We start from the raw sequence: 26,088 nt of genomic DNA on the forward strand, positions 1-26,088 counted from the left end.
GAAAGGCTATCCTAACGGATAGCCTTTTTTGCTTTCTAGCATTTAAACATATTCATTTTGATAATTTCATAGCGCTTTTATTATGCTGAAGCAATATTAACTTCTTCGGTAACTGCTTATTTTAAACTATTTACCTATAGATATAGTGAGCTGTTCAAAGGGTTTGATTCTATCAATTACGTTAACAACCATTTCGTGCGTTGTATCAAAGTGTGGAATGACAACAGCGCTATTAGTTTGGTTTTCAGATAAGAAGCTTTCGATACGAGCTGAAAGCCTCTCTATATCAACCAATCTACCATTAAACTTTAGCTGGCCAGTTTCCGCTATTTGCACTACGACCGTTGGCGCATTGTTTTCTGAAGGACTATTTTTAGCCTTTGGTCTATTTACTAATAGTCCCTCTTCTTTGAGAAAAGAGGTAGTGACAATAAAGAATATTAGTAAGATGAAGACAATATCTAGCATTGGTGTCATATCTACTTCAGCTTCTCGTTCACCGTTTAAACTTTTTCTACGTGTCATTTAGCTCTCCTTTATTCATTTATTTGTTTGAAAACTATTCGTATTTAATATGTACGAGAGTTTACGTAGTTTCAAGTTTTATTTACGAATTTGTTCGTATTATAGGTTTGAATAAATGAAAATTTTTTTTCGGAGCAGAGTTTTATTAAGAAAGCGTACGATAATAGAGTGTGGTTGTTAACGATGAATTGAGTAAAAAAAATCCAGCCGAAGCTGGATTTTTAATACTTTGATGTTTGTTGCTTATTCAACAATATCCATTTCTTCGATTAAGTTTGTTGCACCATCAATATATTCCATTACCCATAGCATGTATTTAATATCAACATGAATAGAGCGATTTAGTTTGGTGTCATAATCCCAATCTCCGATAATACTTTCGTAAACACCATCGAATACTAGACCAACAAATTCTGCTTTGTCGTTTAGTGTTGGAGAGCCCGAGTTACCACCTGTGATATCTAGTGTGCCTAAATAGTTCACTGGTACACTGTTAAGATCTTTCTTTACGTAGTCTCCATAGTGCTTGTTTTTAATCAACTCTAATTGCTTTTTAGGGGCATCAAAAGGTGCAATGCCTGTGTCTTTTCTGGTTATACCTTCAAGCGTGGTAAATGGCGTTGCTACTAAGCCATCTTGTGGTGAGTAACCTTTTACGTTGCCATAAGTTACGCGCAGAGTGCTGTTTGCATCAGCATAAACGGGTAAGTCTTTTGAATTAAAGTAGGCAATCAATGCTTCCATATATTTAGGACGATATGACTGAATATTACCTGATAATTCTTCTCCGGCTTCTTCTAACCGCTTGCGTTCATCAGCTGTTGCGACGGCTAATTGAATAAATGGGTCATCACTATTTTTAAAGTCATCAGCTGATTTACTCATCCAAGCTAGGCGAGTTGCTTGCTCATTTAACTTTGTTTTAGCGTACATTTTTCCAAGCTTGTTTTTGAATTGTTGCTGATCAAAATTTTTGTCTAACCCAAAAAAACTGTCTAATGATTTAAGTCGCTGTGCTTTTGGCAGTGCTACGTAGTGTTTGAACATGGCTAGCACAATCTTTTGATCTATTTCAGCATCATAACGACGATTTACCGCTTTCATGCTTTGTTCAAATCGAGCAATGTCACGCTCTTGATAGCCGCGTTTTCGTTCGATGTTCGGCTTAGTGTTTTCTTGTGACAAGCGATATAAACGATTAGCTGTGCTTAACATTTTTCCGTAATTCAAATAGCCTAGAATTAAATCTCTAGCCTGTGTTTCTTGATCTTTTTGAATTAACTTGTTTAAGCCTTTTAAGGCATTGCCGTATTTGCTTTTACGTGCCTTAGTTTCGTTGATCCAAGCGCTAAGCTCAGTTTCTAAAGACTTTTTACGTATCAGTGTTGTGCCTTTGTTATAGCTTTCAATCATGCTGCCATAGTTTTTTGCATAGTTAGCTAAGCTCGCTAGTGTGCTCTCGTACTTAATACGAGCATCACTGCCAACAGCTGAGTAGTCATGAATTAAATCTATTATCTCTTCACGATAAGCTTTAGCTTGTGGGTAAACCCAAGTGAACTGATTTTCTACTTCCAATGCTGTGCGGTATCGGTTTGTTCGTCCTGGATAACCAAGCACCATAATATAGTCATCTTCATCAACACTGCTTTTGTTAACTTTTAAGTGGTGTTTCGGCTCGTATGGTACGTTGTCTTCACTGTAGTCAGCGGGTTGACCATCTTTACCAACATAGGCGCGGTAAAAACCATAATCACCGGTGTGACGTGGCCACATCCAGTTATCAATATCACCGCCATATTTACCAACGCTACTGGCTGGAGCATGCACTAAACGTACGTCTCGAATAGTAAGTTGTTTAAAAAGGTAATACTCTAAACCTCCGTGAAAATTAACAACACTACAACGATATTTGCTATCACTTTCACATTCAGCTACTAAAGATTTAGAGCTTTTATCTATGCTTTTATAACGCTGTGCACCTGACATGTTTTCAGTCAACGCTGCGTTAATGATATCGGTAACAGGGGTTATTTCTTCTGTTACATAAATTCTACTGCCAGGAGTTGCCGGTAGCTCTTCATTAAATGATTTTGCTAAAAAACCATTTTTAAGCAGGTTATTTTCTTCAGTTGAGTTGTATTGAACTGAGCCATAAACACAGTGATGGTTGGTTGCAACTAAGCCTTTATCAGAAACAAAAGAAGCTGTACAGCCACCTAAGCTAACAATTGCGCCCATTGGAAAACTTGTTAAGTTGGTAAGACTATTTGGGTCTAACTTTAATCCAGCTTCTACAAGCTTATTAGCAATACTTGGTAATTGATGTGGTTGCCACATGCCTTCATCAGCTAATGTTGCCGTAGATGCTAAAGCAAAACACAGCGAAGCAAATTTTTTCATTTTATTATTCTCAAAAAGTAAATTTAAATCATGCGGCAGTTTGCGGTATCGAATTAGGATAGTCAAAAAAAAGCAGTAATTTACCTGCGCAATATCAAGTCATTAGTATTTGTTTGTTGTAAACTATGCGAAGAGTTTCGTAGTGATAAAAACATTAAAATTTCCACTCATTATTGAACTAAAGCCTAATTTTAATTGAAAATTAACTGCATAATACTTGTTGTAGTGTAATTGTTTATATATTCTAAAATAGTTAGGTAACAAAATGTTTACAAATATGCGTGCTGCTGGCTCATTATTTGTTGTAAATAATAAAAATAAAGAGATTCTTGAGGAGGTTTTGTGCTTATTAAAGATAATTTTGATGAAGCATTAAAGATCAGCGAATCAGTCAATGAGTTTTTATCTCATTATCAAATTCCACCTAGCCCTGTTAACTACTCTGTGGTTTATCTTCATATCAGTAAACGCAATGAGAAATTGTCGGCTGAATTAGAAAAGCATGTCGAAACCTATCATGAGGTTGATTTAACTTTTATTGAGGGGTTGTTTGAAAAGTATATTTCAAACTCTCATGCGATAGATAAGCAAATATTAGATCCTATCGAAAAATCGTTAACCACAACGTTAGAGAAAATTAATGCCCAAGTTGATAGCGATAAAGTCGTCGCGTCAAATTTGAAAAAAGCAGAAAAAGCACTTTCTAAGCACGAATATCATAAATCCATGCAAAACATTGTAGCATTTTTGATGAGTAGCATTACCACTTCTCAGCAACAGCACAATGATCTGTCTTTGGAATTAACCCACGCTTGTGGCGAGGTTAGTTTTTTGAAAGCTAAGCTTGAAGCTGCACGGCATGAAGCCATTGTTGATTCTTTGACCGGACTGTTTAATCGACGTGGCTGTGATGTGAAATTGCAAGAGTTGGATATAGAGGAAGTACATTCGACCTTGGCCATTGATATTGACCATTTTAAGAACATTAATGATCAATTTGGCCACTTTATCGGCGATAAAGTGATTCAGCGTATTGCTAAAGTCATTAAAACAACCATTTCAGATAAAGATATTGCTGTGAGATTTGGTGGTGAAGAGTTCGTGGTGGTGATGGTTAATAAAACCATGACACAAGCACATGAAATAGCCGAAAAAATAAGGCTTTCTATAGCGTCTCTAAAATTAATGCAACGAGACTCTAAAGCGTATTTACCCAAAATATCAGTGTCTATTGGAATTGCTGAGCGACAAGATGAATTGAATTGGACGGCATTATTTGAACAAGCGGATATCGCTTTATATCAAGCAAAAAATACGGGTAGAAATAAAAGCGTTTGTTTGTAAACGCTTTTATATTTACTGGTATGATTTAGGTACAGTTTTATAGCTTAAATAAGCTAGGAAAACGCTTGTCAGCTTGCAGTTGCGAAACCAATGATGATTGTTCTTTGGTTTCCGCCTTCTTTCCATAAGAGTCAAAACTAACTAAATCTTCAACCGGACTTCTTGCTAGCCAATTTGCCGACTCTAACTCAGGTTTATCTTTAAAGTGGCTAACATAGCCTAAGCATAAGTACGCTATTGGAACGACGTTGTCTGGTAAGGCAAGGGTACTTTTTAATGCCTCATGATGCAAAATAGACACCCAGCCAACACCGACGCCTTCAGCTCTTGCTGCAAGCCAAAAGTTTTGCACAGCGCAAACCGAACTATATAAATCCATTTCTTTCATATGTGTTCGTCCAATAACTGTTTTTCCTGTTCTTTCTCGATCACAGGTAATACAGATATTAATTGGCGATTCTATTATTCCCTCAAGCTTTAAGTTTTTATATGTTTGTTGTTTGCTAGGTTCAAACATAGTTTCTGCTTCATTATGTGCCTGTGCAAAGCTTTGATGAATTTGCTTTTTAACATCATGAGATTGAATAATAATAAAATCCCATGGCTGCATAAAGCCAACAGAAGGCGCATGGTGTGCGGCATAAATTATTCTACTTAGTGTCTCATTAGGGATCGCTTTTGGTAAAAATTGACCACGTACGTCACGGCGATTAAATATTGCTTTATAGAGTCCCTGTTGATCTGCTGCACTAAAGCAGTGCTGTGATTGAGTGCTATTGCTATGTTTTTTAGTTGCATCTTGTTTTGTTAAATCCAAAATATTCCCCTTGATGGATTTAAAGCGATCGGCCTTTCGCTTGGAGTTGACTATTAGGCAGGTCTTCTGACTAAAACATTATTGTATCGGGCAATAGATACAAAGCTGCTTGATGCCTTCCCAGTAAAAATTACCAGTGGCTTATGAACAAGCATAAATGTCATTACAGCGTTGGGCACGTATTGGAGTTTCACCAATTTCCCTATTCTCTTGACGCTAAAGATTGAGAGTCAAGCACCTAAAAGTAGTTTGCAGCACTATAGCAAAGGTAGAAGTGTTTACACAGAATAAAGTTGTAGTTGTTTAGTGCTTAGTTACGTGAAGTAGGATTTTGAAGGAGACAAAAAAAGGGGAAGTACTTTAGTACTTCCCCTAATTACAACACTAGTTGGGAATCTAGCTTAACTCTATGGGTTATATGTTACGTCTAAGCTTACACCACTTGCAGCTTGATAGCCGTAGATACCGATATGCCATGTATCTGCAGCAGGGTTAGTAAACGGACATGACTCTGTATTACCACTTTTATACGGACGACAGTCGTAAGTTGATGATGTTGGTTGTGCTCCTCGACGAATGTACATATCAGCATCACCTGTGCCACCACTCATGTTGAAATCAAGAGTCGCCATACCTGCTGGTACGTCAATTGTGTAATAAGTCCATGCACGACGAGCAACACTAATGTCAGTTACTGAAGCGCTGCCACCAGTAGCTCCGCCGCCACCGCCAGTTGAACCTTCAGTATAACTACCTGTTAGGTTAACGCCAGTAAATGCTGAGTAACCAATCACTTTCACATGATATGTTCCAGCTTGTGCAGTAGCAATTGGACAAGACTCTGTATTACCACCTTTGTATGGACGACAATCATAACTTGATGTTGTTGGGGCTGAACCAAACTTAACATAAAGGTCAGCATCACCTGTGCCACCTGCCATATCGAAGCTCAGGCCAGTTGCTCCAGCAGGAACTTCCATCGTAAAGCTTAACTCTTCAGATTTAGCACCAGCCAAATTTGTTTTAGCAACACCATTTTCTAATACATTGCCACCTGCAGGTGGTGGAGTTACTGTACTACAACTTGCTGCAAGTGCATCAGATGCAGCTTTTGCTTGCACTAAACCGTAACCTGTTTTGTCATCACGACCTGCTACATCTAAGTCAATTGCTGTAGATTTTAATGCGTTACGAACTTGAGTCGCGGTACAATCTGGGTTGTTGCTCCATACTAATGCCGCAACACCAGCTACATGTGGAGTCGCCATTGAAGTACCGTTGTAGTATGCGTAATCTTGGCCACCAACAACATTTAAATTAGCATTCGTACCTAGTTGTCCCATAAGTTGCAAACCTAGTTCACGGTTTACAGAAACAGTTGGCACTGTTACGTCAGAGTTAGCATCTACTAAAAATGGGTTTTGTAGGCCTGGACGAGCGCTATTACTATAAACAATAACACCTGATGCACCGGCATCGGCACACGCTTTAGCTGGATTAATTTCAGGGTAGTTGCTACCTTTTTGGTTATCATTACGTTCAGCTAAACAAATGTTTCCTGAAACGTTTGAACAGCTATAGCTGCTTCCTGAAATAGTACAAGCGGCTAATACACCATTTGCAGAGCTGTCTACGTTACTAACAGTAAAGCTACCACCACTTTGAATGTAGTGAGTTTGTGGTACAACTTCATCGTTACCGTAAGTTGTTGAACCTAAAGTGATATAGCCTAAACGACCATCACCAGCAACTGTTGATAGAATTGCTTCACCTGGTGCTGAAATTTCAACTTGAGGTGTGTACTGAGAGAACTCAGCATGTTGGCGACCTTGGTCAAGTGCACCTACCGCCATTACTGAATCGTAAGAAGCAGGGTAAGAAAGGGTAGCATCACCATCGTTACCTGAAGCGGCGATTAGTAAAACACCTGCGTCAGCTGCTGCTTGTAAAGAGTTACGTTCTGCGTTGCTTGAACCAGCGCCACCTAAACTCATATTGATGACTTTAGCGCCGTTGTTTACACATGTATCCACAGCATCAACTAATTCACCTGTGTAACCCCAGCCAGCTTCGTTAAACACTTTTACAATATGAAGGTTTACATTAGTGTTTGGCATAATACCAACAACACCTTCAGAGTTGTTAACCGCGGCAATAGTACCTGCTACGTGAGTACCGTGAGAACCACCATTTTGATACCAGTTGCCTGTACCTGAGTTATTGGTACCTGTTGCATTGTTGGCATTTAAATCTGGGTTGGCGCGCTCATAACCTGAATCGATAATACATACGGTCATGTTGGCAGCGTCATTATCTGAAATAAGGTCAGATTGTGTATCTGCGATACCCCAAGGTTGGTTTTGCGCCATTAAATAACGCTTATAATCAGGTTCTGCAAATTCAACGTCGGCGTGGCTATTAAGTTCCATCACCATAGCTTTTACGTCGTTAATGTGTTTTTGCTTGCCTAAAGAGATTACGTGACGGCCATTTTTTAGTTTCTTTAGGTGTTTTAAACTATGACCAGCTTTTTTCGCTAATCCTGCAGGCATAGCTTTTTCCGAAGAAAAGTTGCTTAATGCTTGTGCTTCAAAACCACTTTTGTATTTAACAATAATGCGGTCAGTAAAGTCGTGACTCTGGAATTTTTGACTTTCGCGCCATTGGCTAAAGTCTGTATTTACAGCAGTCATAGTATTGGCATTTACAGGTACAGTTTGTAATTCTGCTGCTTGGAATGTTTGAGCGTTAGCAGTTGCAGCAATAACTGACAATGTTATAGCGCTTAAGCTTGCTTTTGGTATATTTCTCATTGATGAGTCTCTCCGGTTATTGCGCTGAATGCTTTGTTTACTTTGTAGCATCGGACGCATTATTTTTATTAGTTGGCAATTAATCACCTCATTCATCATGCCCTTTAAAGCATATGTGGAATAGCAATAACAAGACGTTAATTAGTAATATTCCGACAATAAAATAAAATTTAAAATTTATAAGTTTTTGTTTTTTATTGTTGTTTTTATTTGTTGTCGTTTTTTTATGAAAAAATGTCGGGTATTTACTAGGGGGCTTTTACTTAACTGTTAGTATCAAAATACGTTCAAGGGATATCCCCTGAATAACATAATTATAAAAGTCGAATGTTCGTATTCGAATACACTATAGAGACACCTGGAGCATCTATGAAAATTTCTAAATTTACAAATTCTATAATTGCTATTGCAGTAACTTCTGCATTTTCTGCACACGCAGCTGATGATAGGTACATCATCAAAGTCGACGAAAGTAAAAAAGGAATTGTTAAAGCGTTAGCTAAAAAGTTAAACGCCGAATTAAAAGTAGATGGTAATGGTTTTATTGCTGCATCTTTTAAAGGAAAGTCTTTAGATGAAGTAAAGGGCTTAATGAATAACCCACATGTTCAATTAATTGAAGCGGATCAAAAACGTAAATTAATGTCAGCATTTAGTGATGATTCTGGTAATCCAATGTTAGAGCAATTAACGCCTTACTCTGTATATCAATCTCAAGCTGATCAAGTGGCATTTAATGCAAATGCGGGTATGAAAGTTTGTGTCATTGATTCTGGCTTAGACCGTTCAAACCCAGATTTTGTTTGGAATAATATTACTGGTGATAACGACTCTGGTACAGGAAACTGGGATGAGCATGGTGGCCCTCATGGTACACATGTTGCGGGTACTATTGGTGCCGCAGATAACAACATTGGTGTTGTAGGTATGGCACCAGGTGTTGATATGCACATTGTGAAGGTTTTTAATGCTGATGGTTGGGGCTATTCTTCTGATTTAGCGCATGCTGCTGACAAATGTACACAAGCTGGTGCCAATATTATCAGTATGAGTTTAGGTGGTGGCGGTGCTAACAGCACTGAAGAAAATGCCTTTAAAGCATTTACGGAGGCTGGCGGCTTAGTGGTTGCAGCAGCAGGTAACGATGGCAACAATGTGCGCTCTTACCCAGCGGGCTACTCATCAGTGATGATGGTAGGTGGTAATGACAATAACAATGGTCGCTACACTGAGTCTCAGTATCCAAGCTGTACAGTAACAACAGGTAGAGGCAAAAAGCAAACAACAACGACAGATGAAACAGTTTGTGTTGAGATAACAGCAGGCGGTGTTGATGTCTTATCAACTTATCCTGCAGATATGGCGACAAACTCTATTGTAAGCGCAGACGGCCAAGCTTTTGCTTCGTCAGCAATGGAAAATGCAGGTAATGCAAGTGGTAGTACTTATTACATGGGGACTGCTGAAGCAACCGATAGTGGAGCCAATGGCAATATTTGTATCATCGACCGTGGTGCAATTTCATTTCACGATAAAGTGCTAAATTGTGAAAATTCAGGCGGTATTGGTGCGATTATCATTAATAATGAAGCTGGCATGTTATACGCAACATTAGGTGATACTAATTCAACATCTATTCCTGCAGCGGGGGCAGCTTTTGAAGATCGTGCCGCTTTACTTGCAGCTTCATCTGCCGATGTATCAATTGGTACCAGTGATTACGGTTTAATGACGGGGACTTCAATGGCAACTCCTGCTGTATCAGGCATTGCTGCATTAGTATGGTCGAATCACAATAACTGTACCGGCACAGAAATTCGCGAAGCATTAAAAGCTACTGCGATGGATAGTGGCGCAACTGGCCATGATGTTTACTTTGGGCACGGTATTGCTCAAGCTAAAGCTGCAAATGATTATTTAACCGCTAACGGTTGTGATGGCGGTGTAACTCCTCCACCAAGTGGAGATATTAGTTTAACAACTAATGGTTACCGTGCTAAAGGTAAAAACAAAGTTGATTTGTCTTGGTCTGGTGCATCAACTAGTAGTGTCGATATATATCGAAATGGCACGTTAAGAACGACCACTTCAAATGATGGTGCATATACCGATAGTTTTAGAACATCTGGTTCATTTACTTATAAAGTTTGTGACCAAGGTACTGATAACTGTTCTGATGAATCAAGTGTGTCATTCTAAGTAAATAAATGTAAGTTATTAAAATATCCAGCTTTTCCTGAGCTGGATATTTTTGCATTTTTGTGCTTGTAAAAAAAACGTAAATATAGAGTTAAAAGTCGTTCAGTGGTGTGATAGTGTTTACTTGTAGTTTTAAAAGTTTAATGCTTTTAAAAAGTGATATTAATAAGGTTTTGAACTTTGTTAATTGTTGTAAAACATATGAAGTTACTCACCCTAATGTTTTAAAAATAATTAGAAAATGTAATGGGCAAAAGGGGATAAAAATGTTGTTCACTTCGAATAAAAGCCAAGTAAAGCTTATATCTGTTCTAGGAGGGGTATTTGCTATTGCGTTGTTAATAGGCTTTAAATCTTCCGCTGAAAATAATAGCAAAGCACAGTCGTATATTATAAGCGCAAAAAACTTCTTATTACTAAAAAGTAACTTAAAGGAGGTAGGCGCAACTCCAACACATGAATTAAAAATTATAGATTCTTTTGCAGTTGAATTAACTGCTGAGCAATTGAAGTCTCTGCAAGAGAAACAAAAAATTAAAGTATCAACCAATCATAAAGTTGAGTTAAGCGGATTAGGCATAGGACAACGCCGATGGCAGCCAAAATCTGTGGTAACAGAACAAGTAGATGCAACATACGTTCATCGCACTGGTAATTATGGCGGTGGAGTTACTATTGGCTTTTTAGATACCGGTTTAGATCAATTACCAGGTATGTCGGTAGATTTAAACGGCAGAGATAAAGCATGGGGTACATACGATGCAATAAATGATACCGTTAGTAACTATGATGATGAAGCAAGCGGTCACGGTACCCATGTTGCAAGTATTGCTACTAATAGTGACTTTGATGTGCATGGCCAAATTTATGGTGTTGCACCGAATGCTGCGCATGTCGGTATTAAGGCATTCGATGCTGAAGGTAAAGCAACTTACGCTGATGTAATTCGTGGTATTGACTGGGCATTACAAGTTAAAGACCAAATTAATTTAAGAGTGCTAAATATGTCGTTTAGCGGCCCTGTTCGGTCAAACTATTGGGATGATCCATTGAACCGTGCTGTTATGAAGGCATGGCAAGCAGGTGTTGTTGTGGTTGCATCCGCTGGCAATAAAGGTTCTGGCCCTATGACAATAGGCGTACCTGGAAATGTACCTTATATTATTACTGTTGGAGCCATGACCGATGATTACACGGCATTTAATTATTCTGATGATAAAATAGCAAGTTTTAGCGGTGCAGGGCCGACAGCTGAGGGTTTTGTTAAACCAGATATAACAGCCCCCGGCGGTCATATTTCCGGACTAATGTCTTTTGATTCTCAAATTGTAACTGAGCACCCTGAATTTCATGATGGCGGTCGTTATTTTGAAATGTCGGGTACCTCACAGTCAGCAGCGGTAGTTTCAGGCGTTGTGGCATTATTATTAACAAAAGAGCCGTCATTAACCCCTGACCAAGTAAAATGCCGCATCATTGATAGCGCTTATCAAGCCCGCAATGAGGATGGGAGCTTAAGGTATAGTGTATTTCAGCAAGGTGCGGGCCTAGTGAGTGCATATCATGCATTAGCCAGTAATGAAAATAATTGTGCAAATACTCATTTAGATATTGAGAAAGATCTTAATGGTGAAGAACATTACTCAGGTCCTGCTAATATTAATGATGACGGTAACTTTTATGTTGAAGGTATGGGGCAGGAGTACGTTTGGGATATAAATGAACCTATCTTTGACGGTGATGGTATGCTTTGGAAAACGTCTCAAAGTGATGATAGTGCATGGCAAAACTCTGCGACAACTGATGGCATGTTATGGAAGACCAATTTTGAAACTGATGGTATGTTATGGAAAACAGGTTTTGGAACTGATGGTATGCTATGGAAAACAGGTTTTGTTACCGATGGTATGCTTTGGAAAACGACAATAGCTATCAATAGTTGGGTAGAGCCTCAGTAATAGTATGTCAATTCAAAAAAACCACTTGTAAAAAGTGGTTTTTTTGTCTTTGGCGCCAGTTAATTATAGCTAATGAAAAGTTTAAGTTACGTATATGACTAGAGTACTTTATTTCAGTTTATTATTTTTATTTTGCAATATTCTTTCTGCGCAAGAAAGTAAATTATTTAAGAATTTTGCCGTAGATAATTCTATGTCTTATAAATTTGTGATGACAATTGCACAAGATCAACATGGTTTTATGTGGTTTGGGTCACAAGAGGGGTTGCATCGCTTTGATGGCCACCAACTTGTTAGTTTTCATCATAATTCCTCAGCTGAAAACTCAATAAGTTCGAACGTTATAAGCCGCATTATGGTTGATTCAAAACAGCGTCTTTGGATTGGCACACGCGGCGGCGGTATTAATTTATTTAATGAAGCTACTCAAGATTTTATTCATGTAACCACGAAAACTGAGAAAGTTAAAATAAGCAATGATAGTATCAATACATTGTTTGAAGACAGCCGAGGAAATATTTGGATAGGCACAGAGAACGGTCTAAACATATTGTCAACGAAAAATGGCGAATGGTCTGTCACTCAGATTCACCAATTATTAGGCAATAGCCAGAGTTTATCCCACAATATTGTGCATTCTGTAATAGAGACTGATGAGCATGAAATTTGGGTTGGAACTAATGGTGGTGGTATTTCTGTATTTAATTTAGATGGTAGTTTTGCTAGAACAATAAAATACTCCCCTAATAATGCTGATAGTTATGTTAATAAATTCATTAATGCTCTTTTTAAAGACCGAGCAGGTAACATTTGGATAGGTACTGTTGATAAAGGTTTACTAAAATATTCAAAGCAGACCAAAAAAATTTCTCATTTTCAATTTAATGCTGATAATAAAAACTCTATTAGTAGCAATACAATTCATAATATCTACCAAGACTTCGAAAATAATATTTGGGTGGCAACAGATAACGGTTTATCAATTTTTGATGTCAGAAGCACTCAGTTTGAGCGCTTTAATTATTCTGCAAATAATCTCTATAGCTTAAGTAGTGACTACATTATGAATTTTTTTGAAGATGATAATGGCATGATGTGGATAGGTACAAATACAGGCGTAAATCGCTGGGACCCTGCAATGACAACTTTTCGTCAGTATACGGGAAAAGAGTACCCTGCACTTAATAGTCCTAACATAACCAGTTTTTCACAAGCTTCCGCAGATAGTGTATTTTTTAGCACATATAACGGCAAGATATATAAGTTGCATGTAAATTTAGACAAAATTGTAGAGTTAGAGCTTGATGGTTTTTTTGATAATCGAAGGGTTATGACATTATTTTATGATGCTAACTACCTATGGGTAGGCACACGGGCTTCAGGTTTATATAGGATTAGTCTTAAAAATAAAGTTATAAAAGCGTATCAATATGACGAGCAGAATAAGTTTTCGTTATCTGCAAATAGTGTTACAGATATTATAAAAGATAAAAATGGGAACTTATGGGTTTCGACATTTTATCAAGGGTTAAACCGATTAAATGACGACGGAAGCTTTACTCGATATACCAGTAATAAAAACAGTCCAAGCTTAGGTCCAAATAACAATGCTATTTTACATCTATTAGAAGATGAACAGGGCTTTATTTGGCTTGCAACTTATGGTGGGGGCTTGAGTCGTCTCGATACTAAAAGTGAACGATTCAGTCATATTACTAATGATGAGAATGACCCCGAAAGTCTATCTAGCGATCTCGCGTGGTTTTTGTTATTGGATAAAGAAAAAAATTTATGGATTGGCACACAAGCTGCTGGCGTAAATATTTTATCCTATAGAAATAGGATCAACCAAGATTATCGCTTTAAACATTTTGATACTAAAGATGGAATGAAAAGCCAAACAGTATATGCCATGGTTCAAGACAGGTTTAATGATATTTGGCTTAGCTCAAATCAAGGAATTTCTCGGTATTCTGCTAAATCTAAGAACTTCAAACATTTTGACTTAAGCCATGGCCTAGTCGACCTTGATTATAACCACGGTGCGATTTTTGAAAGTGAGAAAGGACAGATTTATTTTGGTGCTGGCAAAGGAGTATCAAGTGTACAGCCTTATAGCAATCAGAATGAGGTCAAAGCACCGCGTGTAAGATTGACTAACATTTTTAAGTTAAATGAAGCAATGACATTTTCTAAAAGTCTATCAAATTTAGAAACTCTAGAGCTTGATCATACTGATCAGTTGGTATCATTTGAATACGTTGGCTTAAATTACACTAATCCTAGTTCAACAAAGTATAAATATCGATTATTAGGCTTTGACAATGAATGGTTAGATGCTGGTATTTCTCGTCGTGTTTCGTATTCGAATTTACCAGCAGGGGAATACCAATTACAAGTCATTGCGGGTAATAACGATAATAAATGGAGTGAACCAGGACTTTCATTAGATATTATTGTTAAACCGGCACCTTGGAATACTTGGTGGGCGTATATTTTATATACCTTAGCCATTGCTTTAATGTTGTTGATTTATTCACGATTACTTAATCGAAAACTTGTGATTGAGCAACAGCAAAAGCTATACCTCGAGCAACAAGTAAGAGAGAAAACAGAAAAATTTAAATCTAAAAATATTGAGTTAGCACAAGCAAATAAACAGCTTGAAAAAGCGGCAATAGTCGATAAGGTTACCGGCGTTAAAAGTCGGCGCTATTTAGATATTTATATAGAACAAACCAGCCAGTTGATGAATCAGATGCATCAAAACTTATTACCAGTACAGCGTGATACATTGCCACGTTTATATATCTTAATGGTGCAAGTCAACGAAGCTGTTGCGAAAAACAATAGCCAGCTGATGAACTTAACTGACTTGTTATTATTTACACGCAATACTGATGACCTTGTTATTCGTTGGTCTGATGATACCTTTGCCATTATTGGCTATGAAAAGGATAACAATGCCAGTGAGTTAGCTTCTCGTTTGGCAGGGCGCTTTGATGGAGTTGCTGGTAATGATACTGACATGAGCATGGCTTATGCTTTTTACCCTTTTAATAGAGAAAATCCATTAGAGCTTAACTGGGATCAAATCAGTGTTTTAATTGAACAAGCACTACAATTTACCCGCGATGAACACCAGCTTGCATGGCTTGGCCTATGTGGCCCTAAATCAAGCCATTTTGATTATCTTCAGTTAATTCAGCAAAATAACTTTAATAGCTTAAAACAGCAGGTAAACATCAAGTCTGGGCTAGTTTGATGAGCGTTGCTGTTCTAGGTAATTCTGCTGGTATTGCTTTGGCGTGCATTTATATATTTCTTTAAAACATCGGCCAAAATAGGTTTGAGATGAAAAGCCAACATCTAACGCGATACGGCCTATTTGAGAGCCATTTTGTAGCAAGTATTTTGCTTTTTTCAGGCGAAATTCTTTAATGAAGTTATTCGGTGTTATGCCCAGCAATACTTTTATTTTTCTTTGCAGTTGGCGGTCACTCATTGCCATTGCATTGGCTAGCTGTACAATGTCCAAATCGGTATTCATATAGACCTTAGCTGTAACCTCTTCAAGCTTTTCGAGAAACTTGTTATCAAGAGTTAGCTCTTCGCTACTGACTTGAGTCAATTCTGCAACATTATTGAAGCTATGGTCTTTTCTATTTTTCTGAACGTCTTTATTAAAGTTGTCAAAATAACATTGCTGTAATTGTTGGCGCCCAAGAATTAAATTATCAATACGTGTTAATAACTCTTGATGGTTAAATGGCTTACTTAAGTATTCATCGGCCTGTAAGTTCAAGCCGTGTAGACGACTATCTAAATCAGATCGCGCTGTTAGTAAAATAACAGGAATATGCGAAGTTAGTTCATGGCTTTTTAATTGTTTTAACACCGCAAAGCCGTCTATCCCGGTTAGCATAATGTCACAAACAATAAGGTCTGGAATGTACTCTTGAGCTAGGCTTAGTCCTTGCTCTCCGCTGTCAGCTAACAGGCAGTGATGTTGTTGTTCTATCACTCGTTTTATGTGCAATTGCATATCTAAGTTATCTTCGATAACTAGGATAACTTTTTGTTGTTTAGATTTACTGTCATTTTGAGACTTATGCTGCTCCACCAATAATGACGATACTTCGGCTTGAGAAATACTACTTGGTGCCAATTGCTCTTTAGCAATTGCTGCAGCACGCGGAATTGTCAGGGTAAATTTACTACCTTTGTTATATTCACTAACAACGCCAACCTGCCATTGATGCGCTTTTGCCAGTTCATGTACTAACGATAAGCCTATACCGACACCGAACACACCTTGATTTTTTTCGTCATCAGCACGTTGAAAGCGCTCAAATATTTTGGCTTGTGAATCTGTAGCAATGCCAATACCAGTGTCAATAACATCAAGTACAAAATTGCTATTGTCACAATGAGCAATAACGTCTATTTTACCGCCAGCTGGCGTGTATTTAATAGCGTTTGCAATAAGGTTAAATATTATTTTTTCAAATGCTTGTGCGTCACACTCTAGCCAAATATCGTCGGGAATTGTGCAGCTAAGTGTTAGATCGTTCTGTTTTGCTAAACGAGCAAAGGAATCAGCAGGCATTGCCATTAAGGTTTTCAAGCGATACGTTGCTAATGTTAATTTTGGATTGTCAGCCAAACGAGAAAGCTCTAGGAGTTGCTCGACCATGCGCACCAATCGCAAACCGTTACGTTTTGCCGTGTGAAGCTCTTTACCTTCTTCATCAGTATGCTGCTTGGTTAAATTACGATCTAAAATTCCGTTGATTATGGTTAGTGGTGTTCTAAATTCGTGCGAAATATTAGCAATAAATTTATCTTTTAAATCTAATGCCTGTTGCTCGGCTAATTTTCTTGCCGTGAGATTTATAAAAGTAATAACCACCAGCGGCTTATCATCTCTATCTGCCCATTGTAACTCCGCCTGCACCGGAAAATGCGTACCATCTTTTCTCGTCGCAACACATTCTCTGGAAATTCCTGACTCTTTACGTTGCAGGGTGTAAACATTGCTTTTAAAATCGAAAAAATAATGCATTTGATCATCATGGGAAAAAAAGTTACTAACTTTTGAAGCAACAATTTCTCGCTCTAAACACTGAAACATTTGCACTGCCGCAGGGTTTGCAGAAAGTATAGTGCCATCGATTGTTGTCGTGAGAATGGCATTACTCGAAACGTTTACTATCGCCTTGTCTTCACTGTTAAGCATGGCATTGGTGAGCGATAAATTTAGTTTTACTAATTCATCTTGTGCAGACTGTTGGACAACAAGTTTCTTTTGACTTTTTACACTCAGCTTATTTTTACGGTAGGCAATTATGATCAGCAACGAGAAAGCAATAATCAACCAAATAATAACCAATAAAGATTGTAGGTAAGAATTAATTTTATAGTGAAGGTTAAATTCAATACCGGCAAAGTGCATGCAAGCTAGAGCTATGACAAGCAGAGTAATGTATAGCTCAGGAAGCGCTGGAGCTTGGGATTTTTCGGGAGATACGCTCGATGTTAAAGAGTTATGTGCGGCGATTATTAACGCACAATAAGGTATTAACGTTAATAGGTTAGCAATATAAATAGCAGAGCTTGTTTGCTGTGCTAACTCATTCGTTGGGGGGAAAGCGTTAACATAAATAAAACTACTATCAATAAGTATAGCGCCGGCGGCAATAGCTAACATTGTATAAATTCGGCACCAAAATTTACCATGGCATTGATAGCTTGTTACTGCTAGGCGAATAAAAATAAGCGATGTGATCAATAAGTGAAACAATTGTGTCGATGCTTGTTTTGCCACTTCATTGTGTGCAAATTCGAATGGTAATAACACCAGATAACTAAAACAAATTAGCGTGAAAAATATTGCCGGAACCCGACTACTGATATTACGGTTTAGTCGAGTTTCACTTATATGTGGGTTGGTTTCAATTGCGAGTAATATAAAAAAGTAGCTAAAAAGGCTGAGAAACTCTTGTAGCAATAAGTTTTGCGCTATTAAGTTGAAACTAAAAAGCACGTGCGAAAGCAAAGCAAATAGTAAGGCAAAAGACAGAAACTGCCAAAACAACTTGAGTGATTTTATGGCAATTCGTAAATAACTCACAACGACAAAATAAACACTGAAAACTTGCAAGAGTAGTAGAGCACTAGCTTGCACTAATTCATTGTTAAATGAGAAAAATTGACTTATAAAACTGTAAGGTATTAACGCTAAGGTAAAAGCTAACGTTATAAATAAATTTCTAGTTGTTATTTGCAAAGCTACGACCTACTAAGTGATGACAACATTTATTACTTTATTGGTAGTCGGCATTAATTCAGTTATTGGCAGTATACCTGATGTTAATATTTTGTGAATGCTTGTTATTTAGCTTTATTGCGAGAAAGAAATGAAAAAGGCTTATTTATTGAATAAATAAGCCTTTTAGACAGTATATTTTAATACTAATTCGTATACTTTATGTTAATTTAGAAAGTATAGCTTGCGCCTAGCATGAAAGTGCGTCCGTATTCTTGGTAATCAATAATACGTGCTGCGTCGCCGTTTTCTAGTACTTTAAACTCTTCATTGGTTAGATTGTTGGCTTGCAATAGCAAGGTTAAACCGTCAAATTGAGAGCCTTCAGCAAATGAGTAGCTTACTTGTGCGTCAACTATCGTTTCTGCTTGAATCATTTTCAGGTCACGACTACCACCAAAACCTGAAACTTCACCTAAGAATTCACTACGATAGCGAGCACTCACGCGTGCTTCAAAACCTTCTTGAGCATAGTATGTAGTAACGTTAACAACGTTTTCAGAAAGTCCGGGTAACGGTGTTGAGCTATTATTAGGATCTTGTTTTATACTGCTAGTTGTGTGTGAAGCATTAACTATTAAACCGTAGCCTTCTAATGCTGGCGTAAACATTTCACCGGTTAATGACATACTAAACTCAATACCACTGATATCACCACCTTCGCCGTTTTGTGGTGAAGAGCTATAGCCTAAGAAGTATTCTGGAGAACAAGTTGTAGAACCGCTTGCGTCAGCAGTGCAATTATCAGGCACAACATGCTCACTAAAGTCTTCGATGACTTGCTCTTTGTAAATATATGTCTCTAAATCTTTATAGAATAAGGCTATTGCGGTGTAGCCTTTATTGTCAGTAAAGTAATGCTCGTAAGATAAGTCCACTGCGTTAGCAATCCAAGGTCTAAGCTCTGAGTTGCCACCTGACGCGCTCCATGGAGAGTTGTCAAGTTCAGTACCATTTTCTTTCTTTTCATCAAAACTGTATTTACCGCTGGCACGTAAGTCATCCATACGGGCGCGTGATAAGGTTCTTGCAATGCCTAAACGTAGAACATCATCATCGGTAAGGTTAAGGTTTAAGTTAATGCTGGGCAAAAACTCCCAATATTTATCACCGCCAGTTTTGATTACATCATTATCATGGGAATAGTCCTCTTCATTTCTACCACTAATAGCTTGAGAAAATTGGTCGGTATACACTGCTTGAAAACCAAAGTTACCTTTAAGTACGTAGCTACCTAACTCGGTATCAATATCTAGTTTGCTATAAATAGTGGTGACTTTTTCTTCGACTAACCAAGATTTTTCTGTGATATCGGCGCTAACAGCATCTTGAATATCGTAAATGCCACTATTCCATAATTTCCATGCATCATAGGTAATAACATTTCCTAAGCCAAATTTACTGTAATCAACTAAACCAGCACTTTCTGCGCCGTAATAAATACTATCACCATTGGCAAAACCTTTAATAGAATATTCATCAGCTGATTTTTCTTTAGTACGCTCGATGTAATGCACACCGAACGTTAAATTGTTGTATACATCGCTGTCAATGTAACGAGAAAACGCTATGCGTACTTGGTTAATTTCATCATCAATATTGCTAAATTTGTTAAAGCCCATCTGATTCCATTTTGCAGAGTCAGTTAAGCCAACTTTTGTTGGGTCGCTGTAATCAATACCGTGAGTGAATTTAGGGCCTTCATTGGTCATTTCATATGAAATAGTATCAAATTCACCTTTAGAGCCGCCATGTGGCTCTGAGCCAAACATGCCATCGGTACCAGCGTATGTTTCCAAGTTCATATCAGTTCTGTCAACGCTAGAGTGAGCAAGGTCAAGCTCCATTGTCCAATCGTCGTTGATTAAATATTCGGTATTCCAACCAATGGCAAATAAATCACTGTCACGGCTATTTAAGTCACTGCGAATAATAGGTTTAGCGCTGTCATAGGTGCCAGCAATAATATTGCCATTGCCGTCTGTTTCAAAACCAGGGCGTAAAGTTGTGCCAAGCTCTTCTTGGTTTGCCCAACCAAAGCCCATTTCAACCATTGAAATGTTTTGTGTTTCTTCAAATTCTGAATAGAAAATATCTAACGTGGAATGTAACTTGTCATTTGGCGCATATTCGATAATGGCCATTACTGAATCACGCTTAAGTAAGTTAGAATTGTTCGACATTTTAGCGCCGCCAAATTCTTTTAGCGTTTCATCGCCTACTTCAACATCTTTATAACCCCAAGACTCGAAACGTTGTATTTGGTTTGGCGTTGAAGAGTGCGAATAGCCCAGTGCAATACCAATAGTGTCATCGGCAAATTGGTCAATATAAGTGGCGTTGAAGCGCTCTCCTTTATCGTCGCCTAATGGATTAACAGCATTGTCTTGGCTCATTTCATAGCGACCACCAACAGAGAAGGTTTGTTCGCCGTGAGCTAAAGGCTTGATGGTTTGCATGTCAACCGTACCAGCTAAACCTTGGCCAATTAGCGTTGCATCTGGTGTTTTGTAAACTAATACGCCGTTAAGTAATTCTGATGGAAATTGGTCAAACTCAACACCGCGGTTGTCACCAGTTGAAACCACTTCACGACCGTTAAAAAGTGCTGTCGAGAAATCAGCTGACATACCACGGATACTGATATTTTGTGCACGACCGTTTAAACGTTGTGCGGTAACACCCGGTAAACGAGCGAGCGATTCAGCAATACTAACATCGGGTAATTTACCAATATCTTCAGCAGATATCGCTTCTACTATGGAGCTCGAGTCCATTTTTATTGATTGTGACGCTTCTAAGCTGCGGCGAATTCCGCGAACTTCAATTATTTCAGTTTTAGATTCATCTATTTCAGGTGTTCCCTGCACCGCGTTGTCTTGTGCAAAGAGAGAAAATGAACAAAGACCAGTTCCAAGTAACGCAATTGATATCGCACTAGGTTTAAACGAAAGCATAATGATTCCTCGATTATAAAGTAATTAAGTGTCTTTATAATTTTTTGAAAGTTAGGCTGTAATGACACAGCAGTGTTTCAGCGCGGGCATGTTAACTTTTATAAAAGTTCAAAAAAATCTCGTGCATACGTATGCAAATGGGGTGATATCAAAGAAATACTTTTTAATTACTTGCTTTTGTAATTTAGCTTTAAATGTGCTGAAAACTTAGTCAGGTTGTAACTGTTTTTGTTACATTTTTCTGCTCATTTATTTTATGCATAGATATTACCGTTGTTTTCTAGTTCGGTAAGATAAATGCGTGTCATTAATTCCAGTTGATGATAATTAGGTAGCATATGCTGACAAAGTTTATAAAAAGCTTTGTTGTGTTCTTTTTCTTTGAGGTGGGCAAGTTCGTGTACCACAATCATATTTAACAAAGCTAATGGTGCCTGTTTAAAGGTACTGCCGATACGTATTTCATTTTTACTCTTTAGTTTACTACCTTGTACTCGTGAAACATAAGTATGCAAACCTAAGGCGTTATTCACAATATGGATTTTATCATCGTATTTCACTTGGCTCAGTGGTGCTGATTTTTTCAGAAATTGCTGCTTTATAGCTACGGTATATTGGCGTAAGGCTTTATCGGACGTGATTTCATGCGGAGCAGGGAAATGCTTTAATAAATAAGCCTTTAACTTATTGTTAATGTGCATTTCCAAAACTTGTTGCTGGATTTCATCAGGGTATTGGGCAAGGTATTTTAAAGGTGCGCTCATTTGAACATAGGTTTTATTTACTAAAGTTGTGCGATTATAACTGATAAGCCTTACGTTATTTTTAAATATTTTTGTTCATTAAGAATATCGCTTTAATTGTTTATTATTTGCTCTATACTAGTTTGCTATTAAGAAGTTATTGATAACTAAAAATAAATTGAATAATAACAATACAAAGGGAGCTAAGATGCGAAATATAGCCAAGCAAGCCAAGGTTATTGCTTTAACTGCAGGTTTGTCATTATTATTTGCTTGTTCAAAGCAAGAGCCTGTAGCCGAGGTTGCGACAGTAAAAGAAAAAGTTTCAACATTTAAAACTTATAGCGCGGAGGAGTTTTTTAAAACTCGCTCTGTTTTTGGCTCGTCAATAAATGCAGATGCAAGTGCGGTACTAGTTAGTGACGATGCTAGTGGCATTTATAATGCTTATAAAGTGCCGTTAGATGGCACACAACCCACACAACTGACTAACTCTACCAAAGAATCTATTTATGTTGTTGGTTGGTTCCCTGAAGATGACCGATTTCTATTTAGCGCTGACAAAGGTGGTGATGAACTAGATCACCTTTTTGTACAAGAGCTAAATGGTGAAGAAAAAGACCTAACACCAGGCGAAGGTTTAAAAGCCTATTTTGTTAGTTGGCATCAAGATAATAAGCAGTTTTTTGTTGCCACTAACGAGCGAGATGCCAAGTTTTTTGATATTTATCGCTATCAAGTTAGTGATTATTCAAGAGAGTTGGTATATCAAAATGATTCGGGCTATTCACCAGAAGCAATCAGTCCGAATGGGCAATATATTGTGCTAAGCAAAAGTAATTCAAATGCTGATTCAAATTTGTATTTAGTTGATTTAGCAAGTGAAGAACGATTAGCTGAATTAATTACTGCCCATGAAGGTGCGGTAGAACATAGCGCTTATACTTTTACGCGTGATAACAGCGCTTTGATATATTCAACGGATGAATTTGGCGAGTTTAGACAAGCTTGGTCATATGATTTAGCGACAAAAGCTAAGGCATTAAATTTTGCTGATGATTGGGATGTTAGTTTTAGTTACTTTTCAAAAAACGGTCGTTATCAAGTAACGGGTGTTAACGCCGATGCGCAAACTAAAATAACTATAAAGGATATTACTGCCGATAGCACTTTAACATTGCCTAATATGCCTAGCGGAGATTTACGTGGTGTGAATTTCTCTAGCGACGGTAAGCAAATGGTATTTTATATTAATTCTGATACATCGCCTTCAAATTTATATGTTCATCAATTAGGTAGTAATAATATAAAACGTTTAACCGATACAGGTAATCCGAATATTCTTGAAGAGAACTTAGTGGTTGGGGAAGTTGTTCGTTTTAAGAGTTTTGATGGCTTAGAGATCCCTGGGATTTTATATAAGCCAAAACAAGCGGCAAGTAAAAAAGTACCGGCGCTCGTATGGATTCATGGTGGTCCAGGCGGGCAGAGTCGTAAAGGTTATTCTGCGTTAATTCAACATTTGGTCAATAATGGCTACGCTATTTTCCGTATTAATAATCGTGGTTCAAGCGGCTATGGTAAAACCTTCTTTCACCTTGACGATAAAAAACATGGCGATCATGACCTAAAAGACGTGGTTTACAATAAGTATTTTTTACAGTCATTAGATTGGATTGATGCCGACAGAATTGGCGTTATTGGTGGTAGTTATGGTGGTTATTTAACCATGGCAGCAATGGCGTTTACCGATGAATTTGAAGTGGGCGTGAATATTTTTGGCGTTACCAATTGGGTAAGAACATTAGAAAGTATTCCACCTTATTGGGAAGCATTTCGTAAGTCACTTTACGATGAGCTAGGTGATCCAAGTACTGATAAAGAGCGTTTGCATAATATTTCACCGGTATTTTTTGGTCAAAATGTTAAGAAACCGGTACTCGTGGTACAGGGAAAGAACGACCCTCGGGTATTAAAAATTGAAAGTGATGAAATGGTTGAGTCTATCCGCTCGGGTGGCACATATGTTGATTATTTGGTTTTTGATGACGAAGGCCATGGATTTAGCAAAAAAGCTAATCGAATTAGTGCATCGAATAAATATTTGAGCTTTTTACAAGAGCACTTATAAAAGCTGAGTTTAACGCAATAGAGGTAATTACGGCACTTTCATGGCAAGATGAAAGTGTCGTTTTATTTACGCAGAATTTATTACTTAGTATGACTTTGATAAAAACTCATTAAGCCAGAAGTAGAGCTGTCGTGTTGCTGACTTATTTGCCCTGAGGCAAGTTCTTGCTGAATGTTATTAGCTAGCCCTTTGCCTAGCTCGACTCCCCATTGATCAAAAGAACATATTTGTAAAATAATCCCTTGGACGAAAATTTTATGTTCGTATAATGCAATTAAACTGCCTAATGAACGGGGAGATATACGTTTCATTAATATGGTATTTGTTGGACGATTACCTTTATGAACCTTGTGTGGTGCAACTTTATTTATGTAGTCTTGAGTACGACCTTTTGCTTTTAAATCGGCGCGCACTTGCGCTTCATCAACCCCTTGCATTAGCGCTTGCGTTTGCGCGAAAAAGTTTGCCATTAAGGTTTCATGATGTCCTTGTACTGGCGTTACACTTTCTACCGAGCCAATAAAGTCTGCCGGTACCACGTTATTGCTTTGATGCAAATACTGATAAAATGCGTGCTGACCATTAATGCCTAGCTCCCCCCAAATGGAAGGTACGGTAGGGTAGGCGATTGATTGGCCATCCCAAGTTACCGATTTACCGTTACTCTCCATTTCTGCTTGCTGTAAATACGCGGACAGCATATGCAGTGATTGATCATAAGGTAAAATGGCTTGCGATTGTGCACCTAAAAAAGTGCAATTCCAAACACTTAACAACGCCAAAATTACCGGCGCGTTTTCAGCTAAAGGGGCACTGCAAAAGTGTTGATCAATGTCATGGGCGCCTTCTAGCAATTCTATAAATCGTTCAAAGCCTAAGTCGATGGCAATTGGTAAGCCAATAGCTGACCAAAGTGAGAATCGGCCACCAACCCAGTCCCACATATCAAAGATGTTTTCTTCGGCAATACCAAATTCGCTAGCGTTTTGTTTATTTGAAGACACGGCAACAAAATGTTTAGCAATAGCTGATTGATCAAACGAAGAAGACACCAACCATTTCATCGCCGTTTTTGCGTTGGTCATGGTTTCTGTGGTGGTAAAGGTTTTGCTGGAGACAATAAACAACACTTTTTCAGGGTTTAAAGGCCTAAGTACATTCGCTATTTGAGTACCATCAACGTTTGACACGTAATGGACATTAACACTGTTATCACTGTATTGTTTTAGCGCTTCAGTGACCATTTGCGGCCCTAAATTTGAACCACCAACACCGATATTAACAACATCTGTTATTCGTTTGCCAGAATAGCCTTTCCATAATCCTTGGCGAACCTTATCACTAAAGGCCTTCATTTTATTTAAGGCCAGTTGTACATCACTATTAATGTCTTTGCCATCTAATAATATTGGTTTACTAGAGCGGTTTCGCAAGGCAGTGTGCAATACTGCTCGTTCTTCGGTGCGATTGATTCGTTCACCTGAAAACATTTTTTCCCGCCAACCTTCAACGTCACACTCTTTGGCAAGATTAATTAATAAATCCATAGTGGAATTTGAAATTAAATTTTTCGAATAATCGAGCAGAAAAGGGCGCAACTTAATAGAAAATTCGCTAAAACGATTCGGTTGTTGAGTAAATAGTTTACTCATATGCTGAGACTTCATTTCACTGGCATGAGAGGTTAATTTTTTCCAACTCGGTAATGAGGTTCTATCTTGCATTTTTTCTCCAATCGGCAAGTTAATAGTTTAAACGTGCAGCGTAACTTAGTAGATGATACGAATTTCTGCTTACACTATTTATTAAATTTAGCCTAGTTACCAATAATTAATTGATCTATTAAACTTTAAAAAGGTTATTTACCTGA

13 protein-coding genes and 1 riboswitch are annotated in these 26,088 nt (G+C 37.9%); of the genes, 5 read left to right on the forward strand and 8 right to left on the reverse strand.

The window, feature by feature from the left end:
* Positions 1-126 precede the first annotated feature (126 nt).
* A complete protein-coding gene (locus AC27HL_RS09590; protein WP_487080762.1) occupies positions 127-525 on the reverse strand; it encodes an ExbD/TolR family protein in 399 nt (132 codons plus the stop codon).
* Positions 526-768: 243 nt separating this feature from the next.
* Positions 769-2,928 carry a S46 family peptidase gene (locus tag AC27HL_RS09595; RefSeq protein ID WP_487080763.1) on the reverse strand — a complete coding sequence of 720 codons (2,160 nt, stop codon included), beginning with the start codon at positions 2,926-2,928 and terminating at the stop codon, positions 769-771.
* A 342-nt stretch (positions 2,929-3,270) separates the two neighbouring features.
* Here AC27HL_RS09595 and AC27HL_RS09600 point away from each other — a divergent pair, with 342 nt between their 5' ends.
* On the forward strand, positions 3,271-4,272 hold the full coding sequence (locus tag AC27HL_RS09600) for a GGDEF domain-containing protein (RefSeq protein WP_487080764.1): 1,002 nt from the start codon (positions 3,271-3,273) through the stop codon (positions 4,270-4,272).
* A 37-nt stretch (positions 4,273-4,309) separates the two neighbouring features.
* Here the strand turns inward: AC27HL_RS09600 and bluB are convergent, their stop codons facing one another.
* Together bluB and AC27HL_RS09610 are read right to left on the reverse strand one after the other, a co-directional pair.
* Positions 4,310-5,089: a 5,6-dimethylbenzimidazole synthase gene (gene bluB / locus AC27HL_RS09605; RefSeq protein ID WP_487080765.1), complete on the reverse strand. Its 780-nt coding sequence runs from the start codon at positions 5,087-5,089 to the stop codon at positions 4,310-4,312.
* Between the two features lie 39 nt (positions 5,090-5,128).
* A riboswitch (cobalamin riboswitch) is annotated at positions 5,129-5,346 on the reverse strand.
* A 150-nt stretch (positions 5,347-5,496) separates the two neighbouring features.
* Positions 5,497-7,902 carry a S8 family serine peptidase gene (locus AC27HL_RS09610; protein WP_487080766.1) on the reverse strand — a complete coding sequence of 802 codons (2,406 nt, stop codon included), beginning with the start codon at positions 7,900-7,902 and terminating at the stop codon, positions 5,497-5,499.
* Between the two features lie 369 nt (positions 7,903-8,271).
* On the opposite strand from AC27HL_RS09610, the gene AC27HL_RS09615 reads away from it, so the two are divergent.
* The 3 genes from AC27HL_RS09615 (at position 8,272) to AC27HL_RS09625 (ending at position 15,324) form a co-directional block, all read left to right on the forward strand.
* Complete coding sequence (locus AC27HL_RS09615; protein ID WP_487080767.1) at positions 8,272-10,101, forward strand: S8 family serine peptidase; 1,830 nt, start codon at positions 8,272-8,274, stop codon at positions 10,099-10,101.
* Between the two features lie 266 nt (positions 10,102-10,367).
* Complete coding sequence (locus AC27HL_RS09620; protein WP_487080768.1) at positions 10,368-12,059, forward strand: S8 family peptidase; 1,692 nt, start codon at positions 10,368-10,370, stop codon at positions 12,057-12,059.
* A 94-nt stretch (positions 12,060-12,153) separates the two neighbouring features.
* Complete coding sequence (locus AC27HL_RS09625) at positions 12,154-15,324, forward strand: ligand-binding sensor domain-containing protein (protein WP_487080769.1); 3,171 nt, start codon at positions 12,154-12,156, stop codon at positions 15,322-15,324.
* Here AC27HL_RS09625 and AC27HL_RS09630 read toward each other — a convergent pair.
* The 3 genes from AC27HL_RS09630 to AC27HL_RS09640 form a co-directional block, all read right to left on the reverse strand.
* Positions 15,316-18,348 carry an ATP-binding protein gene (locus AC27HL_RS09630; RefSeq protein ID WP_487080770.1) on the reverse strand — a complete coding sequence of 1,011 codons (3,033 nt, stop codon included), beginning with the start codon at positions 18,346-18,348 and terminating at the stop codon, positions 15,316-15,318. The two genes, AC27HL_RS09625 and AC27HL_RS09630, sit on opposite strands and share 9 nt — an antisense overlap.
* Positions 18,349-18,557: 209 nt before the next feature.
* Positions 18,558-21,344: a TonB-dependent receptor gene (locus AC27HL_RS09635; protein ID WP_487080771.1), complete on the reverse strand. Its 2,787-nt coding sequence runs from the start codon at positions 21,342-21,344 to the stop codon at positions 18,558-18,560.
* A gap of 254 nt (positions 21,345-21,598) precedes the next feature.
* Positions 21,599-22,108: a YgjP-like metallopeptidase domain-containing protein gene (locus AC27HL_RS09640; protein WP_487080772.1), complete on the reverse strand. Its 510-nt coding sequence runs from the start codon at positions 22,106-22,108 to the stop codon at positions 21,599-21,601.
* 187 nt (positions 22,109-22,295) lie between these two features.
* Here AC27HL_RS09640 and AC27HL_RS09645 point away from each other — a divergent pair, with 187 nt between their 5' ends.
* Positions 22,296-24,218: a S9 family peptidase gene (locus AC27HL_RS09645; protein ID WP_487080773.1), complete on the forward strand. Its 1,923-nt coding sequence runs from the start codon at positions 22,296-22,298 to the stop codon at positions 24,216-24,218.
* 80 nt (positions 24,219-24,298) lie between these two features.
* Here AC27HL_RS09645 and pgi read toward each other — a convergent pair whose 3' ends face one another.
* Positions 24,299-25,942: a glucose-6-phosphate isomerase gene (gene pgi, locus AC27HL_RS09650; RefSeq protein ID WP_487080774.1), complete on the reverse strand. Its 1,644-nt coding sequence runs from the start codon at positions 25,940-25,942 to the stop codon at positions 24,299-24,301.
* Positions 25,943-26,088 lie beyond the last annotated feature (146 nt).

The sequence above is a fragment of the Colwellia aquaemaris genome, assembly GCF_057548755.1.

Coding starts and splice junctions, on each gene's coding strand:
- AC27HL_RS09615 (WP_487080767.1), top strand. CDS start 8,272: ATGAAAATTTCTAAATTTACAAATTCTATAATTGCTATTGCAGTAACT.
- AC27HL_RS09645 (WP_487080773.1), top strand. CDS start 22,296: ATGCGAAATATAGCCAAGCAAGCCAAGGTTATTGCTTTAACTGCAGGT.
- AC27HL_RS09610 (WP_487080766.1), bottom strand. CDS start 7,902: ATGAGAAATATACCAAAAGCAAGCTTAAGCGCTATAACATTGTCAGTT.
- AC27HL_RS09590 (WP_487080762.1), bottom strand. CDS start 525: ATGACACGTAGAAAAAGTTTAAACGGTGAACGAGAAGCTGAAGTAGAT.
- AC27HL_RS09620 (WP_487080768.1), top strand. CDS start 10,368: ATGTTGTTCACTTCGAATAAAAGCCAAGTAAAGCTTATATCTGTTCTA.
- AC27HL_RS09625 (WP_487080769.1), top strand. CDS start 12,154: ATGACTAGAGTACTTTATTTCAGTTTATTATTTTTATTTTGCAATATT.
- AC27HL_RS09640 (WP_487080772.1), bottom strand. CDS start 22,108: ATGAGCGCACCTTTAAAATACCTTGCCCAATACCCTGATGAAATCCAG.
- AC27HL_RS09635 (WP_487080771.1), bottom strand. CDS start 21,344: ATGCTTTCGTTTAAACCTAGTGCGATATCAATTGCGTTACTTGGAACT.
- pgi (WP_487080774.1), bottom strand. CDS start 25,942: ATGCAAGATAGAACCTCATTACCGAGTTGGAAAAAATTAACCTCTCAT.
- AC27HL_RS09595 (WP_487080763.1), bottom strand. CDS start 2,928: ATGAAAAAATTTGCTTCGCTGTGTTTTGCTTTAGCATCTACGGCAACA.